The organism is Parabacteroides goldsteinii DSM 19448 = WAL 12034 (assembly GCF_000969835.1).
In the GTDB taxonomy this organism is placed as follows: domain Bacteria; phylum Bacteroidota; class Bacteroidia; order Bacteroidales; family Tannerellaceae; genus Parabacteroides; species Parabacteroides goldsteinii.
This window is the reverse complement of the sequence record NZ_KQ033913.1, coordinates 2,304,602-2,317,797: the sequence shown is the minus strand read 5'-3', so window position 1 is coordinate 2,317,797 and position 13,196 is coordinate 2,304,602. Positions and strand designations below refer to the sequence as shown.

General features: G+C 41.5%; 11 protein-coding genes. 2 read left to right on the top strand and 9 right to left on the bottom strand.

Features of this window, described 5'->3' with window-relative positions:
- Positions 1-91: 91 nt before the first annotated feature.
- A complete protein-coding gene (feoB, locus tag HMPREF1535_RS22350; RefSeq protein ID WP_046147528.1) occupies positions 92-2,575 on the bottom strand; it encodes a ferrous iron transport protein B in 2,484 nt (827 codons plus the stop codon).
- Positions 2,576-2,679: 104 nt separating this feature from the next.
- Between feoB and HMPREF1535_RS22345 the strand changes: the two genes are divergently transcribed.
- Positions 2,680-3,075 (top strand): 2-amino-4-hydroxy-6-hydroxymethyldihydropteridine diphosphokinase, encoded by a 396-nt coding sequence (locus HMPREF1535_RS22345; protein ID WP_007658588.1) that lies wholly within the window; start codon positions 2,680-2,682, stop codon positions 3,073-3,075.
- A gap of 118 nt (positions 3,076-3,193) precedes the next feature.
- Positions 3,194-4,498: a hypothetical protein gene (locus tag HMPREF1535_RS22340; RefSeq protein WP_244275676.1), complete on the top strand. Its 1,305-nt coding sequence runs from the start codon at positions 3,194-3,196 to the stop codon at positions 4,496-4,498.
- Positions 4,499-4,501: 3 nt separating this feature from the next.
- Here the strand turns inward: HMPREF1535_RS22340 and HMPREF1535_RS22335 are convergent, their stop codons facing one another.
- From HMPREF1535_RS22335 to HMPREF1535_RS22300, 8 genes are read right to left on the bottom strand one after another with little or no spacing between them, the layout of a single operon-like run.
- Positions 4,502-5,635: a glycosyltransferase gene (locus HMPREF1535_RS22335; RefSeq protein WP_046147526.1), complete on the bottom strand. Its 1,134-nt coding sequence runs from the start codon at positions 5,633-5,635 to the stop codon at positions 4,502-4,504.
- Positions 5,628-6,875: a glycosyltransferase gene (locus HMPREF1535_RS22330; RefSeq protein ID WP_010802564.1), complete on the bottom strand. Its 1,248-nt coding sequence runs from the start codon at positions 6,873-6,875 to the stop codon at positions 5,628-5,630. The genes HMPREF1535_RS22335 and HMPREF1535_RS22330 overlap by 8 nt, the downstream gene beginning before the upstream one ends.
- Positions 6,872-7,957: a non-hydrolyzing UDP-N-acetylglucosamine 2-epimerase gene (wecB, locus tag HMPREF1535_RS22325; protein ID WP_010802565.1), complete on the bottom strand. Its 1,086-nt coding sequence runs from the start codon at positions 7,955-7,957 to the stop codon at positions 6,872-6,874. Before wecB ends, HMPREF1535_RS22330 begins: the two co-directional genes overlap by 4 nt.
- A complete protein-coding gene (gene vimE, locus HMPREF1535_RS22320) occupies positions 7,954-9,255 on the bottom strand; it encodes a UDP-2,3-diacetamido-2,3-dideoxy-alpha-D-glucuronate deacetylase VimE (protein ID WP_046147525.1) in 1,302 nt (433 codons plus the stop codon). The genes wecB and vimE overlap by 4 nt, the downstream gene beginning before the upstream one ends.
- Positions 9,252-10,289 (bottom strand): GNAT family N-acetyltransferase, encoded by a 1,038-nt coding sequence (locus HMPREF1535_RS22315; protein ID WP_082150409.1) that lies wholly within the window; start codon positions 10,287-10,289, stop codon positions 9,252-9,254. Before HMPREF1535_RS22315 ends, vimE begins: the two co-directional genes overlap by 4 nt.
- Positions 10,290-10,343: 54 nt before the next feature.
- Positions 10,344-11,387 carry a recombinase RecA gene (gene recA, locus HMPREF1535_RS22310; RefSeq protein WP_007658580.1) on the bottom strand — a complete coding sequence of 348 codons (1,044 nt, stop codon included), beginning with the start codon at positions 11,385-11,387 and terminating at the stop codon, positions 10,344-10,346.
- Between the two features lie 6 nt (positions 11,388-11,393).
- On the bottom strand, positions 11,394-11,852 hold the full coding sequence (gene bcp / locus HMPREF1535_RS22305) for a thioredoxin-dependent thiol peroxidase (RefSeq protein ID WP_010802567.1): 459 nt from the start codon (positions 11,850-11,852) through the stop codon (positions 11,394-11,396).
- A 1-nt stretch (position 11,853) separates the two neighbouring features.
- A complete protein-coding gene (locus tag HMPREF1535_RS22300; RefSeq protein WP_007658575.1) occupies positions 11,854-13,047 on the bottom strand; it encodes a saccharopine dehydrogenase family protein in 1,194 nt (397 codons plus the stop codon).
- Positions 13,048-13,196: the final 149 nt, after the last annotated feature.

Below are 13,196 nucleotides of genomic sequence, written 5' to 3'. Positions count from 1 at the left end.
GTGTTTGAGAAATCCGTATATCTTCTTTCCGATATAGAAAGCAACAGCAATACCTATTAATATGATAGCTATCTCCTGCCACATAAGCCAACTAATTTAATAAATTAATAAACAAACTCCCCGTCTGATAAACCACAAATGAGACGATCCATGCTAAAACGCATGTGTACACAATTACAAATATTCCCCATTTCCATGATCCCGATTCATTGACGATGGCTGAGATCGTTGCGATACATGGGAAATAAATGAGAACAAACAGCATCAGGCTCAGAGCGATAAGTGGTGTAAAGACCGGATTGCCTTCTTCATCCAAATCTTGTTTTATACGTTCGGATAAAACCTGGCTATCTTCTTCATCTCCGGTGTACAGGACGCTTAACGTGCTGACTACGACTTCTTTTGCTGCCATACCAGTCAATAAGCTGACACTCATTTTCCAATCGAATCCTAATGGGTGAAGAACTGGCTGGATTGTTTGTCCTATCGTTCCGATATAAGAGTTCTTTTGATGCTCCATATTCTTTAACCGTTCCAACTCCGCAATTGTTTCCGTTTTTTCCTTCGAATCCAGTTCGGCATTTTCCACTTCTGCAATTTGCTTGTCGAATGCATCTCCCATCTCACTGTGGCGGGGGAAGTATCCCAGAAACCAGATGATAATGGAAGCGACTAAAATGACACCCCCCATTTTGTGGAGATACTGCTTCGCTTTTTCCCACATGTGGATCATAATCGACTTTGCAGTAGGCATTCGATAGGGGGGAAGTTCCATCACAAAAGGTACGTCTTCTTCTTTAAAAAGAAAACGTTTGAACAACCGTGCCATAACAACAGCCAGAAGAATACCGCAAACATATAATGACAGGAGAATGAAACTTGCGTTATTAGGGAAAAATGCACCAGCAAGTAACACATATACCGGTAAACGGGCACTGCAACTCATCAGCGGATTAACCAGCATGGTGATCATACGGCTATTGCGGCTTTCAATCGTACGGGAGGCCATAATAGCCGGCACATTACAACCGAATCCCATTACCAAAGGAATGAAAGATTTACCATGAAGTCCCATTTTGTGCATGATCTTATCCATAATGAAAGCAGCACGTGCCATATAACCCGAATCTTCCATGAATGAAATGAACAGATACAGTATCAGAATGTTAGGTAGAAAAACGATAACACCGCCGACACCGCCGATGATACCATCGACCAGCAAGTCTTTTAACGGACCTTCACTCATGTTTCCCCGTACAAAATTACCGATCCAGCTAACCAGATTCTCGATCCACTCCATAGGATAGGCTCCCAAACGGAATGTTGCCTCGAACATGATCCACATAAAGAGAATAAATATGGGGAATCCCAATACTTTATGTGTAACGAATAAGTCTATGATCTGAGTGCTGGTCGCTTCTTTTATTTTATTTTGCTCATAGGTTTCCCGTAGCGCACCGGAGATAAAACCGTAACGGGCATTGGTAAATGCTGTTTCACTGTCTTCCAATAATAACTCTTCTATCTGTACAACATTCCGGTCGCGTTCTTCTATGATTGTTTCGGAGCCGGATAATGTCTGGATAAAACGTTCTATTTCCGGGTCTCCTTCCAATAGCTTGATGGAGAGATAACGTTTGGAAAGGCTTTTTGCTACATTTCCGTTATGTTTTATGGCATGCCGTACATTTGTAATACCTTTTTCCAGTACTTCTCCATAATTTATATGGATATGACGGATAACAGGATCTTCTTCTTCATATACTTTTATAACCCGCTTGAAAAGGTCTTCAATACCAAAACCGGTCCTGCTGATTGTCGGAACAATCGGGGTACCTATCATCCGGGATAATGATTCGTAATCGAATTTGTTTCCGGATCGCTCCAACTCGTCATACATATTCAAGGCGATGACAGACCGGACGTCCATATCGATGAGCTGACAGGTCAGATAAAGATTCCTTTCCAGGTTTGATGCATCCAGGACATTGATCACAACGTCCGGTTGTTCTTCGCTGAGATGCCTGCGGACATAAAGTTCTTCCGGAGTATAGGCCGATAAGGAATAAGTACCGGGTAAATCTACGATCCGGAATGTGTAACCGTCTTGCTGGAAGGTTCCCTCTTTGGCATCGACGGTAACTCCGCTGTAGTTACCTACATGTTCGTGGGCTCCGGATGCAAAATTGAATAAAGATGTTTTTCCACAGTTGGGATTTCCGACCAGGGCTACGTTTATTGTTTTTCCTTTATGTATAGCAAGTGCCTGTAAATCTTCTGTTGAAGGTAGTATATAAGAGTCGGCGGAACGTTCTTCACTTTGTTGTGACATTTGTGCCTTTGCGTATTCGGCTGCGCTGATTACTTCAATCATTGCTGCATCATTCCGTCGCAAAGAAACGTCATAACCCATTACACGATAGTGGATAGGATCTTTCAGTGGAGCATTTTGTATAACGTCCACCTCTTTTCCCCTGATAAATCCCATTTCAATGATGCGTTTGCGGAATGCTCCGCGTCCCATCACCTTGACTATAACGCCTTTTTCACCTGTGTGAAGCTCTGATAATCTCATTTTCTTAAATTCTCGTACAAAGGTATGGCGAAATGCTTACATGATCAATACCAACTAATAGGTATTTTTTCCTAGTTTTGCATTGAATAAATAAAATAAGCGATATGCTGAATAAAATTATATTAAGCTTAGGTTCAAATCAAGATCAGGAAAAGAATATGGCGGAGGCGGTGCGTATATTGCGGAACCAGTTTGTTTCTATTGCCTTTTCAAATTCTGTATATACGGAGCCGATCGGATTAACGGGGTCTGCTCCTTTTTTGAATCGGGTGGCCGTTGCTTATACATCAGAACAGCCGGATGAAATAAAGCATTTGTTGAAACGTATAGAGTACAAATTGCAACGTATGCCTGACGATAAAAATTTCGGAATTGTTCCAATTGATATTGATCTGCTTCAATGGAATGAGTTGATTTTAAAACCGGACGATTTAAGAAGAGATTATATAATAGAAGGAATCAGAGCTTTAGAAAATGAAGAATTTAAACAAATGAAATAGTGTAAATCCGATATAATAAATTATTATGATAAAATATGTAGTACTGATTTTGTTTCTGGTGTTGAAATTCTTTACGTTAGAGAACTGTTTTTTCTGGGATAACACTGCCGGGTATTCTATGCCGGCAAGTTATTTATTGGAAAATGGGTTTCTGTCTTTTGTCTATCCGGCCCAATATGTTGCAGAACCCCCTTTGGCTCATCTGTATCTGGCTCTTCTTTGGTCTTTATTCGGAAAAAGTTTGTTGGTAGCTCATTTATCTATAACTGTATTTTCATTGGGAGTGATCTGGCAAGTTTATCGCTTGTGTGAAAGGGTGGAGACGAAATATACACCTTATATATTTTTGTTGGTTTTATTGGAACCGGCACTTTCCACCCAAATGATTTTAATTTCTCCGGATGTCATCCTGTGTTTTTTTGCTTTGTTGAGTATCAATTTGATTTTGGATAACCGGCGGATTTGGTTGGCTGTATCTGCCATGTGCCTGGGATTGGTAAGTATTAGAGGGCTGGTTGTTTGTTCAGGATTGGGGCTGGGATATTTGCTGATAGAAAATGTTATTCATAAGAAATCTTTCAAAAATTCGTTCTTATATGTTTTCCCTGTATTTATACCGACTCTTTTGGCGATAGGCGGATGGTTTATATACCGGAAGGTGGAAACCGGATATTTTCTGTATCAACCCGGTTTTGGATATGAGGATCATCGGCAGTTAGCGACATTTGGGCAAACAGTTAAGAATATAGCAAGTTTGGCTGTAAGGATGTTGGATTCGGGGAGAATTGTTGTCTGGATTTTGCTATTTGTTTCAATCATTAAAATGGGGATAAAAAATTTCTTTCTTTATCTTTCCAAATCTCCGTTATCTCTCATTTATTTGAGTGTCTTATTTACTATGATGTTAGTTACAATTCCAGTAACAAACCCCTTTGGAGACCGGTATTTTCTGGTTTTGTACATATTACTGGCATTAATCACTGCTCAGCTTTTATTTAAAGTATATGAAACAAGGTCTGTGCGAATTTTATTGGTAGGGATGATTTGTATACTGGTCAGCGGAAATTTTTGGGTTTATTCGGAGAAGATGTCAAAGGCCTGGGATAGTGTATTATGCCATTTACCTTATTATTCATTGCGCCAAGAGATGATCGATTATTTGGAGAATGAACATATAGAGATTAATTCTGTAACAGCAGCATTTCCAATGGATGCATTGTTTGCAAATATGGATATAACTGATGATAACCGACGTTTTTCTTCTGCTGAGTTAGAAAATAGTCGTTATGTTTTATATTCGAATCTCTTTAATTGGGATGACGAACACATTGAAACAATTTACTCCCAATGGAAACTTCAGAAAGAATTGAAAAGTGGATTGATTTTTCTGCGTCTGTACATCCCTAGAGAGAAGGGAGAATAGCTTTTATTCTCCCTGGTTATAAATCAGTTTGTAAAGACGTTCTCCCTGTTGTCTGTTTGAGTAGGTAGGGAATAGTAACTCTTTTCTTTTTTCAATTAATTCGGGAGTCATTGGTTGCTTCATCAACCGTTTACACGTTTCTATCATTTCTTCAGGAGTGTTAGCGATATTACATAAAGCTTCCAAGCCACTGCCTGTGACCATTTCCTGGTTTACGATCGTGTGTCTTCCACCAAAAAGACTATTCAACAATTTGAGTTTTAACCCGGTATCCTGAAAAGTGATCAACATGTGTATCTGCGCCTCGTGAGTGAGATAGTCCATACGCTCGTTGGATGGATTGGCCTCGATTTTGATGTTGGGATAAGAAGCCGCTGCCTCTAACAACGTTGCCGGTGGATTCATACCTGCAATGATACAAGGATACTTTAACTTACAGAAGACATTTTTGATCAGATATAATGCGGCCAGTGTATTTTCTGTAACAGATAGTTTCCCATGATATAATACAAAATCAGACGATCCGCTCTTTACAGATATCTCATCATTGACATGGAAACTGGGCATATATTCAATTTTCTTTTTGGGAAAGACTTTCCTGAGATAGTTTGTATCAGTGATAGAAACGACCAACATCAGATCGGCATGTTTTAATATCTCCTGATACCGTTCAAACCTCCAAGCTTCAACCAGAAAGAAATATTTTTTGATCAGGTTTGTTTCTGCCTTAGCCAAGTGACGGTAATAATCGTGCTCGATATTACTTTCCCTGTATATTTTCATTCGTCCCTGTAGTTGGGGATGATTAATATAGTAGCAGGTATGCAATCCGTCGAATAAGATTGGATAATCGTTTTCGAGCAAATTCTTAAGTAATTCCGGGTCTTTACGGCTGAAAACATTGTATGGTAACAGAGTTATATTAGCTAATAGTCCGGTTTTCCGTTTGTAATAATATACTTTTTCACATAGAGACTCCAGTTTTTTGGAATGAGGGCGCTCATATTCAAAACAATGTAGAATAATTTTTACGCCGCACTTGTGTAAGGCCTGCATTTTGTAATACACATCAATAACTCCGCCATAATTAGCAGGCCAAGGGATATTGAAAGACACTATATTGATATATTTATCCATTGATTTCAACCTTTTCGAAGATTTGTATAAATTGTTTTGCTTGTTCTTTCCGTGAAAAACGGACTAACTTGCTTTTCTTTATGGAAGATGATGTATATCTTTTTTCTTTCCATTCCTGATAATACGATTTAAGAAAGTCACATACCTCATTCACATTCGTTGCGGCAAGGCCGGCATTCGCATCATTGATTGCTTCAGCCAGATAGCTTTCGTCACTCCGGACACAAAGTACTGGTTTTTCTACAGCCAGCGATTCAAAAAACTTTGTCGTCATAACACCTTTGGGACCGGAGTTTGCCGCACGGTTAGTCAATAACAGCAGTACGGAACTACTGTTCAGTATGGAAGGTATTTCTGACGCCGGAACATATCCTTTGAAATCCATAAAAGGGAGAATCTGGTATTTTTCAGCTTCTTCCGTAATGATTTTACGGGACGTTTCATCGACATACCAGTAGACACGGCATTTGTCGGGTGTCAATATATTACGGGCAGACAAAATACTTAATGCTTCAAAGAGCAGTCCCGGATCACGCATAGCTGTACTAAGTAGCCGTCCTGTATATGTTATAATGAACTTCTCCGTTTTCTTTTGTTCCGGATAAAATAGTTCCGGGTCGAACCCATTGTAAATCAATTCTACATTAGTGTTATACTGTTTCAATATATCTACATGCCAGGGAGAGATTGTTGTTACATAATCTGCTTTTTCTAATACCCGGTTTCTATCCCGTAGGCTTTTCCGTTTAAAGACAGATATGAATAATCTGTTTAATCCCAAGAGAGAGGGGAGAGAATGTGCAATAAACTCATCTCCTGTATATTGTTCAATGATGTCCCGTAAGTCAACGACCAGCGGTAGTTTATATTTAGTTGCAACTTTTAGTGCAGCCGGTAAGGGAAATGTCCGGAAACTACTACATAAAACTAAATCGATTTTATTGTTTTTGACCAGCTTCCGGGCTTCTTTGTACATTCGGATATCCTTATATCCGAAGCAAAGATCCAGTAAAAGTATACTGATCCATTGTAGTTTCCTGGTAAAAGGACTTTTGGCTGTATAATAATTAATGTATTCGGCCTCACATTGACTGGCAAGGAATGTAAATGTATTTTCCTCTACCATTTCAGTCAGAATGACAGGCTCCCATCCGTAATTTCTGAGATATTTGCATAAATATCCCATACGCGGTCCGAAAGCCGGCGGAAAGAGATCGCAAATAATCAGTACTTTTTTCATAGCAAATCAATAATATTTTTTGATGCGTTTCCAATTCCGTATTCTTGTATCTCTTTTTGTTCCGGTTGGTTTTCCAAGCAATGCAGGATACTTTCTTTTTCAGAACCGGCTATTTGGTTCCAACCTGCTTCAACAGTTTCGACCCATTCCGTTTCATCCCGTAGTGTAATACAAGGGGTATGATGAAAATATGCTTCTTTCTGTACGCCACCTGAATCCGTCAAAATGGTTGCCGCATGTTTTTCCAGCATGACCATATCGAGGAAGCTTACCGGCGGAATGATATGTATTCCTTCCCGGTTTTCAAGAGATTGTATCATACCATATTTTTCCAGACAATATCGAGTGCGGGGATGAAGTGGCAAAACGGTCGGAAAAGAAGAAGTTGATATTTCTTTTATGGCACTGATGATTCCTATTATCCGTTCCCGGTTATCTGTATTCTCTGCCCTGTGAACTGTACAAAGCCTGAATTGCCTGCTGTTGAGATTCAATTGATGCATGATTTGGGAAGAACTGTCTGCCAGTTTACCAAAAATCAATGCGGCATCATACATTACATCCCCGACATGATGGACTCCCTGTTGTATCCCTTCATTTGCCAGATGTTTGATGGCGGCGAAAGTCGGACAACATAGTAAGGTCGCTATATGATCGGTCAGGATACGGTTGATCTCTTCCGGCATTTGTTTGTTAAAGCTGCGAAGGCCGGCTTCAACATGAACTACCGGTATATGTAGTTTGGATGCGGCTAGTGCTCCAGCCAGTGTCGAGTTGGTATCACCGTAGACCAATACGTAATCAGGCCGGGTGTCGAGTAATATTTTTTCAATTTCAATCAGCATACGGCCGGTCATCTCTCCATGTGTCCCGTTTCCACATTGCAGTTGCCAGACGGGTTGAGGGATACTCATACTGTTGAAAAAGATATCGCTCATATTTGCATCATAATGCTGTCCCGTATGAAGAAGTAGTTCTTCAATCAGTCTCTCATTATTTTTGTTGTATTCCAGAATCGCCCGGCTTACCATGGCCGCTTTTACAAATTGAGGCCTGGCTCCGACAATAGTAACAATTTTCATTTTTTTGCAAGTTCGTTTAATAAATGGCTGTACAGTTTACGTAAATAACTGTCTGTATTTTCCTGTGCACTGGTATTATGCCATAAGAGAGTTAATTCCCCACCTGTATTTTTTACCTGTTCGATAAGATTCAGGCTATATGCTAATGCCTCTTCATAATTTAATCCCATATATTTTTTTTCTTCCAAAGTGCAATCCATAATTGTCAGCGGATGCAATAAGATAGAGGATAAGCGACGGGTGACCGGATTGATCCAGCGTACCGGATAACTAGTCCCTAACCTGAATCCGGCAACATCCGCATAACCCATGGTGAAGTCATCTGTTATGCCGGCCGCCTCCAGGTGTGTCATATCTTCCGGTTCACGGCTGGCAAGGAAATGATGGCGATTAAAGCGTATACTTCTCTCAACATTCTTTTCCAGCCATGTTTTTTCTTTTTTGATGAGGGTAGGAACTATACCTGCCTGGTAGCTGCTGTGCAGACCTATTGTTATATCATTGGATAATGCAGATTGTATCAGTTGAGATATATCTGTGTTGCGTAGGCTATAATGGGGCTTATCCTGTTTGCATTTGCCTCCACTGCGAACAAAAAGGATTGCCCGGCAGATATTTTTGCCCGTTTGTTCCCGTAACAAGTTATTTTGTTCGAATATCCAGGGAAATGTATAATACGGATCGTTTTCTACTGGTCCGCATTTTCCTTGGATAGACTGGATGATCCCTCTTTTATCCCGGATGGAACGGATAACCCCTTTCCATGTCCGGTAAAGAGTAGGAGAGTCCAAATCGTGTGTCAGATAGATATGTTGTATCTCTTTTGGAATTTCCGGTATGCGGAGTCCATATTGCCGTAACCATTTGCGTAAAAGTATACGGTATTCATCAACGATCGGACGATGGAGAAATCCTGCCCGGTAAGGTAAAGAATTCTTTCCCGGAAAACGTCCGTGCTCATCCCTTACATTTCGTTGGATGATTTCCTCATAGCGAGTGATGAGAAAGTAGGTACTGGCAATAATATCCGCATGAATAACTAACGTGTCGCCTATCTGTTCTACAAGGGGAGAACCGAATAGCAAGGGAGTTCCTTCTATTTCTTGAAGCGGTAATTCCGGAAGCGAAGATGCCGTTCCATATATATGATTGGTGAAAAAACCGGATGGAATGATCACAATACTGTAACGGCCATAATGTTTGCTATTGTTCGTATATCCGATGGCAGCCACAATCTCTTCGGAAATATCTTCCCCAAGAAGGAAACGTATTATATAATGTATAGCATGATTATTCATATCCGTTCTTTTATCTTTAACCAAGCTCTATATAATAAACTGAGATTTCCTCTGGTTATTGTGAAGAAGGGGGTTTGAATTGCTCCGAATTCACGGAAAAAACGTTCTACTCCCGGAATCATAGAACCTTCAAAGTCGAATATTGGCGTGTATTGGGAAACGTGGCGGATACATTCCCAAAGAAGTAAGCTATGCGCCCCCGATGCCCTTAATGCCGGGTCGCCGCCTCCGGCCAGATAATAAGCCGAACTTTCCTGCCAGGCAATAAATGCCACTGCATGTAATTCCCCTTTCTCGTCGTAGGCTCCCCATAAGTCGCCTTGGTTACGTTGACGGCAGGCGGTGATCAATTTTATTAATACGTCCTGTCTTTTAGGAGTGGAGAGATGTTGACGTTTAAACGTCATGGATTGTATTTTCAGAAAATCTTCAATAGAAATCCCTTTCCTGATTGTGATGAGAAATTTCTCTTTTGCTTTTGTAATGTTCCGGCGGATATTGGGACTCATGTTCTCCCAAAGTGTATGCTCGTCCCGTATATTGTTCAGCAGGTACGTATAACGGGTTGTCTGTTTGTAACCTTCCCAGTAAAAAGGCAACCAGTCCGTTATCCCATAATTGAAATTTTGGAGGAAATGCGGATAGGATTTTAACACATCCGTAAACTCTTTGCATATTGCTTGCCGTTTTCCTAAAGTCCTGGTGTATTTGGTATCTTTGGATTCTGGAGCAAACCAGGGTCCCATTGTCTGGGTGTAAGGAGGCATTGATATGACTCCTCGGTGAGGAATATATACCGGTAAAGCAGCTAGTATTTTTCCTTTTTCTTCTGTTAGCAAAACTTCCCATTTGGTTTCGCCACAGGCGGCATCCAGCCACCAATCACGTGAAAAAAGAGGAAAGCTGTTTTCTGTATTGCATAACAGGCGGTATTTGTCTTTGTTTAGTTTATAGTTTACAGTTGACAGTTGACAGTTTTCTGAATTAGAATGTGTTTGTAAATCTGATATGTTATTCTTTTCAGTATGTAGCATATTCTATAATTATATATTAAACTGTCAACCGTCACTTGTCAACTATTACCTGGGTTACCCTTTCAATGCTTCGAATATCAATCCGGATAGCTCTTCTGCCAGTTCGGGGTTATCGCTGATGCATTGTTTGGCAGCATCGCGTCCCTGTCCCAGTTTTGTGTCGTTGTAACTATACCAGGAACCGCTTTTCTTGATAATATTCAGCTCCGCACCCAAGTCTACGATCTCGCCAGCCTTGGAAATACCTTCGCCGAACATGATGTCGAACTCAGCTTTGCGGAAAGGAGGTGCAACCTTGTTCTTTACAACTTTCACACGTACCTGGTTACCTTTCATTTCATCACCATCTTTCAATGTTCCGATCTTGCGGATATCCAAACGAACTGATGCATAGAACTTCAATGCGTTACCACCGGTTGTTGTTTCCGGGTTACCGAACATGACACCGATCTTGTCACGCAACTGGTTGATAAAGATACAAGTCGTATTGGTCTTGTTGATCGCTCCGGTCAGCTTACGCAATGCCTGAGACATCAGACGAGCTTGCAAACCCATCTTGCTGTCACCCATATCGCCTTCGATTTCAGCCTTCGGAGTCAATGCTGCCACAGAGTCGATAACGATGATATCTACTGCAGAAGAACGGATCAGCTGTTCGGCGATTTCCAAAGCCTGTTCACCGTTATCCGGTTGAGAGATCCATAAGTTTTCTACATCGACACCCAGTTTTTCCGCATAGAAACGGTCGAAGGCATGTTCTGCATCGATAAATGCAGCAATACCACCGGCTTTCTGTGCTTCGGCAATAGCATGGATTGCCAGCGTTGTCTTACCGGATGATTCCGGACCGTATATCTCGATTACACGTCCTTTCGGGTAACCGCCTACGCCTAAAGCTGCGTTCAGGGCGATGGAACCTGTCGGAATAACTTCGATACTTTCAATGCTTTCGTCGCCCAGTTTCATGATAGAACCCTTTCCGTAGTTCTTCTCAATCTTATCCATTGCGGCGCGCAACGCTTTTAACTTGTCGGCATTAACAGCCGGCTTTCCTTCCGGGGTTTTTCCCTCTTCGAATAAATTGTCTTCTTTTGCCATCCCTTTTTATGAATTAAGGATTTGATTAGCATGGTCTTTTGTCTTCACCTCTTTCGGACCGATTATCTTCTCGATGATACCATCTTCGTTGATAATAAAGGTGGTACGGAGAGTCCCCATGTATGAACGTCCGTACAGTTTCTTTTCAGCCCATACGCCAAAAGCTTGTTGCAGGGCTGTGTCCGTGTCAGCGATCAGGTTGAAAGGCAGTTCCTGTTTGGCGATGAATCCCTGATGGGATTTTGCGCTGTCTTTACTAACCCCGACCACTTCGTAACCGGCTGCCTGTAATTCCTTGTAGCCGTCACGCAGGCTACAGGCTTCTGCCGTGCAACCGCTGGTGTTGTCTTTCGGGTAGAAGTAAAGTGCTAACTTCTTACCTTTAAAATCGCTGAGTCTTATTTCATTTCCGTTCTGATCAAGCCCCAATACGTCGGGTGCTTTGTCTCCTACTTGTAATGCCATATTATAATTCCAAATCTACATTAAACATTTCATGCCAGGGCAGTCCTTGTTCGTTCAACTCTTTCATGAACGGATCGGGATTGAACTCTTCCACGTTCCATACACCGGGTTTCTTCCAAACTCCCTGCATAAATAATTTGGCACCGATCATCGCTGGAACGCCGGTGGTATAACTTACACCCTGAGCGCCTGTTTCTTTGTAAGCTGCTTCGTGGCTACAGTTATTATATACATAGTAAGTTTGTTCTTTGCCATCTTTGATACCGCGGATACGGCAACCGATCGATGTTTCTCCCGTGTAATTCTCGCCCAGATCGCCCGGATTAGGCAATACGGCTTTCAGGAACTGGATCGGGACGATTTCCTGTCCGTTGTACATGACCGGATCGATACGTGACATACCGATATTCTGTATCACCCGTAAATGAGTCAGGTATTCCTGTCCGAAAGTCATCCAGAAACGGGCACGCTTGATCGTCGGGAAGTTCTTTGTCAGACTTTCCAGCTCTTCATGGTACATCAGGTATGATTCACGAGGACCTACATTCGGGTAGTTCAACGGCTTATGTACCGATAACGGGTCAGTATCCTTCCATTCTCCGTCTTCATAGTATTTACCACGCTGAGTAATTTCACGGATATTGATTTCCGGGTTAAAGTTCGTAGCGAATGCCTTGTGATGGTCGCCGGCGTTGCAGTCGACGATATCCAGATACTGGATTTCATCGAAATGATGTTTCGCTGCATAAGCTGTATATACTCCCGTTACACCCGGATCGAATCCGCATCCCAGGATAGCCGTCAGACCCGCTTTTTCGAAACGGTCTTTATAGGCCCATTGCCAGCTATATTCATATTTTGCCTCGTCCAGCGGTTCGTAGTTGGCAGTGTCGAGATAGCTGACACCGTAAGCCAGGCAGGCATCCATGATGGAGAGGTCCTGATAAGGTAGAGCCAGGTTGACGACCAACTCGGGCTTAAAGTCATTAAACAATGCAACGAGCTCGTCCACGTTATCCGCATTGACCTGTGCTGTCTTCACCTTTACATTTTTAATGTCGGCAGCAATCTTGTCGCACTTGCTTTTCGTGCGGCTGGCCACCATGATATCGGTAAAAACATCAGCATTCATCGCGATCTTTTTAACAGCAACGGTGCTTACGCCCCCTGCACCAATAACTAATACTCTTCCCATTTACAAATAGAATTAATCTTGTTAATATACAGTTTACAAGGTTTTAAACCAAAGGACAAATATACGATTTATCTTTGAACATATAACAAAAGAGACCAATTCATTTTAATAGTTCCCCGAATGTATTTACGATACTGTTTCATCATAAA

Bases quoted from the DNA above. Each gene is read 5' to 3' on its own strand.
- feoB (WP_046147528.1), bottom strand. From the start codon at position 2,575: ATGAGATTATCAGAGCTTCACACAGGTGAAAAAGGCGTTATAGTCAAG.
- HMPREF1535_RS22345 (WP_007658588.1), top strand. From the start codon at position 2,680: ATGCTGAATAAAATTATATTAAGCTTAGGTTCAAATCAAGATCAGGAA.
- HMPREF1535_RS22340 (WP_244275676.1), top strand. From the start codon at position 3,194: ATGCCGGCAAGTTATTTATTGGAAAATGGGTTTCTGTCTTTTGTCTAT.
- HMPREF1535_RS22335 (WP_046147526.1), bottom strand. From the start codon at position 5,635: ATGGATAAATATATCAATATAGTGTCTTTCAATATCCCTTGGCCTGCT.
- HMPREF1535_RS22330 (WP_010802564.1), bottom strand. From the start codon at position 6,875: ATGAAAAAAGTACTGATTATTTGCGATCTCTTTCCGCCGGCTTTCGGA.
- wecB (WP_010802565.1), bottom strand. From the start codon at position 7,957: ATGAAAATTGTTACTATTGTCGGAGCCAGGCCTCAATTTGTAAAAGCG.
- vimE (WP_046147525.1), bottom strand. From the start codon at position 9,255: ATGAATAATCATGCTATACATTATATAATACGTTTCCTTCTTGGGGAA.
- HMPREF1535_RS22315 (WP_082150409.1), bottom strand. From the start codon at position 10,289: ATGCTACATACTGAAAAGAATAACATATCAGATTTACAAACACATTCT.
- recA (WP_007658580.1), bottom strand. From the start codon at position 11,387: ATGGCAAAAGAAGACAATTTATTCGAAGAGGGAAAAACCCCGGAAGGA.
- bcp (WP_010802567.1), bottom strand. From the start codon at position 11,852: ATGGCATTACAAGTAGGAGACAAAGCACCCGACGTATTGGGGCTTGAT.
- HMPREF1535_RS22300 (WP_007658575.1), bottom strand. From the start codon at position 13,047: ATGGGAAGAGTATTAGTTATTGGTGCAGGGGGCGTAAGCACCGTTGCT.